Annotated in this window: 1 protein-coding gene; it reads left to right on the plus strand. The window is 45.9% G+C overall.

Features of this window, described 5'->3' with window-relative positions:
* The first annotated feature begins 87 nt into the window (after window positions 1-87).
* A complete protein-coding gene (locus QUB64_RS32610; RefSeq protein ID WP_333278711.1) occupies window positions 88-5,106 on the plus strand; it encodes a PAS domain S-box protein in 5,019 nt (1,672 codons plus the stop codon).
* The last annotated feature ends 135 nt before the right edge of the window (window positions 5,107-5,241 follow it).

The raw sequence follows: 5,241 nt of genomic DNA on the forward strand, positions 1-5,241 counted from the left end.
CCCAATTCCCAATTCCCAATTCCCAATTCCCAATTCCCAATTCCCAATTCCCAATTCCCAATTCCCAATTCCCAAATCTAAAATGGTATGACATCTGTTTTTGGATCAACTTTAACGCCTGCTTGCTTGAAAGTTCTTTTAGTAGAAGACTGCGCAGAAGATGCAGAACTTATTCAAGAACTGCTGTCTGAGTGCAGACTCGGACAATTAATTGAGACAACCAATGTAGTTCGCCTCCGGGAAGCTATAGAAATTTTAAGCTGCGAGATTTTTGATGTAATTTTATTAGACCTTTCACTTCCTGACAGCCAAAAATTCAATACTCTTTTCCGGCTGCAAGATTTCGGGATAAATATTCCGATCGTCATTCTGACAGCCGCCAATGACGAAGAACTGGCCGTCGAGTTAATTGCTGCCGGCGCCCAAGATTATCTGGTGAAAACACAAGTAGACAGCCGGCTGCTGGTGCGGACGCTCAGGTGCGCGATCGCCCGCCAGAAACGGCAAGCAGAATGGCAAAAAAGTCAAGAAAAATACCCGCAGGTTGTTGAGAATATCAAAGAAGTAGTTTTTGAAACAAATATTGCTGGGAATTGGACTTTTCTCAATCCGGCTTGGACGGAAATTACCGGATTTACCGTGGATGAAAGCTTAGGAACTTCCTGTTTGAGTTACATTCATGCTGACGACAAATACCAATATTTAAATTTGTTTAGAAGCCAGAGCGAAAATCAAGAAAGATCCTGCTGCTATCAAATTCGATATCTTACCAAAAATGGCGAATTTCGCTGGGCGGAAGTGCAGGAAGGTTTGATTTTTGGCTGGGACGGGGCGGCGCTGGGGACGACGGGAACTATCAACGATATTACGGATAAAATTTTAGCCAGAGAGGAACTGGAAGCTAGTAAAAAGTTTTTGAATTATACGATCGATGCAGTTGCCGATCCAATTTTTGTTAAGGACGAACAGCACCGCTGGATACTGTTAAATGATGCTTTTTGCAAGCTGATCGGCAAGCAGCGGGAGGAACTGCTAGGTAAATCGGATTACGACTTTTTCCCACGACAAGAAGCTGATATTTTTTGGCATAATGACCAACAAGTGTTTAGGACAGGGGAAGAAAACGACAGCGAGGAAATATTTACGGATGGCAGCGGTGCCAAGCACATTCTGTCTACTAAAAAAACTGTCTTTGAAAATACCTACGGCAGTAAAATTCTCGTGGGAATAATTCGAGATATTACTCAGGATAGGCGCCAACAATTAGCGCTGCAAGAAAGCGAAGCTAGACTGCGACAACTGGCTGCCAACTTGCCGGGAATAATTTATCAATTTCGGCTCTCAACAGACGGCAAAAAATCTTTTCCTTACATTTCTTCTGGCAGTCGCGATTTATATGAATTGGCACCTGAAGATATTCAGGAGAATTCCGAACTTATGTTCAGTTGCATTCATCCAGACGACCTCCCAAAACTTCAAGAATCTATTGTTTATTCTGCGGCAAATATACAGCCATGGCAGCAGGAATGGCGCGCCATTATGCCGTCGGGAAAACTTAAATGGATGCGAGGTGTTTCGAGACCAGAACGAGTTAATTTGACGACGCTCATAGGGCAGGAAGGCGATATTGTTTGGGAAGGGATGATACTGGATATTACTGATTTAAAACAGACGGAAGCAGCTTTGCGGGAGAGTGAAGCAAGATTTCGATCGCTAATTGAGAATATTCCGGGCGCTATCTGCCGCAACTTATACGATGCTGATTGGACGATGGTGTTTGTGAGTGAGGAACTTGAGGCAATTAGTGGCTATGCTGCTGGGGATTTTATTCACAACAACCGCTTGAGTTTTGCTAGCATCATCCATAAGGCGGACAGGGAAATGCTCGATCGACAAATCAGAGCAGCGGTAGACTCGAAACAACCGTATCATGTTGAATACCGGATTGTGCGCGCTGACGGGGCGGTGCGCTGGGTGTCCCAAAGGGGCCGGGCGACTTACAATCCAGAAGGGTTGGTTTTGTGGCTCGACGGAGCGATTTTTGATATTACGCAGCGCAAAAACGCCGAACATACGCTGTGCCTGGTAACTCAAGCTGTAGATAGCGCTAGCGATGCGATCGCGATCGCAGATTTAGAGGGTTATTCAATTTATCACAATCAAGCATTTATTCAGCGCTACGGCTATACAGTTGAAGAACTCAATGATGTCGGTGGCCCAGCAGTAATGTACGCCAAATCTCAAGATTTGAGAAAGTTATTTAGGGCGCTGCGGAAAGGTTTGTCCTGGAGCCGTGAAATTGAACTCAAGGCTAAAAATGGCGAAATTATCGAAACTCAATTGCGAGCTGACTGCATTAAAGATAGTGCCAGTCAACCAATAGGAATGATGGCAATCATTGCCGACCTCACAGAACTCAAACGCGCCGAATCGGCATTGAAACTCAGTCAAGAGCGATTGCAGTTAGCGGTTTCAGGCAGCTCTTTGGGGCTGTGGGATTGGAATATAGCTACTGGCGAAACTTATTTCGACTCGCATTGGAAATCAATGCTCGGTTACGCAGAAACTGAAATTGAAAACAACTTCCAAGCTTGGGAAAATTTGCTGCATCCCGAAGACCGAATCAAGGCAATAAAATCTTTAAATTTATATTTTGAAGGTGGCATCGATATCTATGAATTTGAATTTAGGATGCTCAACAAAACCGGGAATTGGCAGTGGATTCTCGGGATGGGCAAGGTAGTCGAGTACGACGAATGGGGTGCGCCGTTGCGGATGACCGGCACTCACAAAGATATCAGCGCCCGCGTTGGCGCAGAAGCGGAAAAAACGCAGTTAATCGCATCTTTGCAACAACTGGCCGAGCAGTTGCAAGCAGCCCAAAAAATTGCCCGTATGGGTAATTGGGAATTCGATATTGAGGCAGGAATTATTACTTGGTCGGAGGAAGTGTTTCGAGTTTACGATCGAGAATTGAATCGGCCGCCGACAATGGCAGAACTTTTAGAGCAAATTCATCCCGATGACAAAGAAAGGTTTACAGAAGTTGTGCAAAAGGCAGTGACTGAAGGGACAGCTTACGACATCGACCATCGCATCTATTTTCCATCAGGAGAAATCAGGCACGTTAACTGTAAAGCACAAGCTGTTAAAAATGAGTTGGGTCAGGTGGTGCGGCTGTTTGGGACGGCAATGGACATTACCGATCGCAAACAAGCAGAAATTGCTTTGCAAGAAAGCGAACAGCGATTTCGAGCTGTATTTGAACAAGCGGCGATCGGCATTGTTCAAGTGTCGCCCTACGGTCAATTTTTGAAGGCAAATCAAGGGTTTTGCAAGATTGTCGGATCCTCAGAATTGGAACTGAAAACGCGAAATGTTTGGGAGATTTCTCACCCGGAAGATGTAGAAGCAGATGTGGAGTCGGGGAAAAAACTGTTAGCTGGGGAAATTTTTAATTATTCAATTGAGAAACGCTTTGTGCGCCAAGACGGTTCATTTGTTTGGGCTAATGTGACTGTATCTTTAGTGCGGGATGGGTTTGGGGAACCGAGTTACGGAATTGCTGTGATTGAAGATATTAGCGATCGCAAACTTGCCGAGGCTATCTTGCGGCAGCAATTAAAGCGAGAACGCTTGGTGGTAGGGATGCTGGAACGCATTCGCTCTTCTCTCAATTTAGAAGAAATCTTGACAAAAGCTGTTGCTGAAGTACGGCATTTTTTGCAAACAGACCGGACAATTATTTATCGTTTTAATCCCGATTGGAGCGGTTTTGTAGCGGTCGAGTCGGTGGACGAAAATTGGCTGTCGCTTCAGGGAATAACTATTCAAGATTCTTGCTTTAAAAATAGCTATGCTTCTGCTTACGAAAAAGGTCGCACTGTAGCTGTGGATGATATTTATCAAGCAGGTCTTTCCCAGTGCTACATTAATTTATTAAGTCAATTTCAGGTGCGAGCTAATTTGATAGTGCCGATTTTGCAAGGCGAGAAGTTGTGGGGGCTATTGATTGCGCACGAGTGCGCGGGGCGCCGCCGCTGGCTGGAAATTGAGGTCGAGTGTCTCAAACAAATTAGCGTGCAATTGGCGATCGCGATCCAGCAATCGACGCTGTTTGAGCAAGCACAGACTGAAATTGCCGATCGCAAACAAGCGGAGTTAGCCTTGCAGGAATCGGAAGCACGCGAACGTTCAAAAGCGCTAGAGTTAGAAGTAGCTATTAACAAACTCAGAACCACTCAAGCTCAGCTCGTTCAAAATGAAAAAATGGTGAGTTTGGGTCAGTTAGTTGCTGGTGTGGCTCACGAAATTAATAACCCCGTCAGCTTTATTCATGGCAATCTCAGCCCAGCTCGCCGTTACAGTTTAGATTTGCTGGAATTGATTAAACTTTATCAGGATTGCTGTCCTAATCCTCCGCTCCAAGTGTTGGATAAAATTAATGAAATAGATGTGGATTATATTGCTGAGGATTTCCCGAAATTGTTTACTTCTATGCAAGTAGGAACCGAGCGAATTGTCCAGATTGTCAAATCCTTGCGTAACTTTTCCCGTTTGGACGAGTCCGCTGGTAAGTCGGTGAACATTCACGAGGGAATTGATAGCACTTTGATGATTTTGCAAAATCGCTTGAAATCTCACAGCAGCCGTCCGGGGATTGAGATAGTTAAAGATTACCAGTTATTGCCGCAAGTTGAATGTTTTCCGGGCGAGTTGAACCAAGTATTTATGAATATTTTGATTAATGCGATCGATGCTTTGGAGGAACGGGACAAGGGGCGGACGATCGAGGAATGCGCTCTACATCCCAGCTCGATCGCGATTCGGACTTATGAGGCTGCTGCGGGCTTCGTAGCGGTATCTATTGCGGACAACGGGCGGGGGATACCGGAGCCAGTGCGATCGAGGCTATTTGACCCGTTTTTCACGACTAAGCCTGTGGGCAAGGGTACGGGTTTGGGACTGTCGATTTCTCACTCGATTGTAGTCGATCGCCACGGCGGCCGATTGAGCTGTATTTCGACACTGGGAGAGGGAGCGGAGTTTTTGATTGAAATTCCAGTGCGATCGAATTTAAATGCTACGAGTTCAAATGTGGGGTAATGGGGAATGGGGCATGGGGCATGGGGAATGGGGCATGGGGCATGGGGCATTGGGCATGGGGCATTGGGCATTGGGCATTGGGCATTGGGCATTGGGCATTGGGCATTGGGCATGGGGCATGGGGCATGGGGCATG

Source organism: Microcoleus sp. Aus8_D2 (assembly GCF_036702665.1).
Classification (GTDB): Bacteria; Cyanobacteriota; Cyanobacteriia; order Cyanobacteriales; family Microcoleaceae; genus Microcoleus.

Coding starts and splice junctions, on each gene's coding strand:
- QUB64_RS32610 (WP_333278711.1), top strand. CDS start 88: ATGACATCTGTTTTTGGATCAACTTTAACGCCTGCTTGCTTGAAAGTT.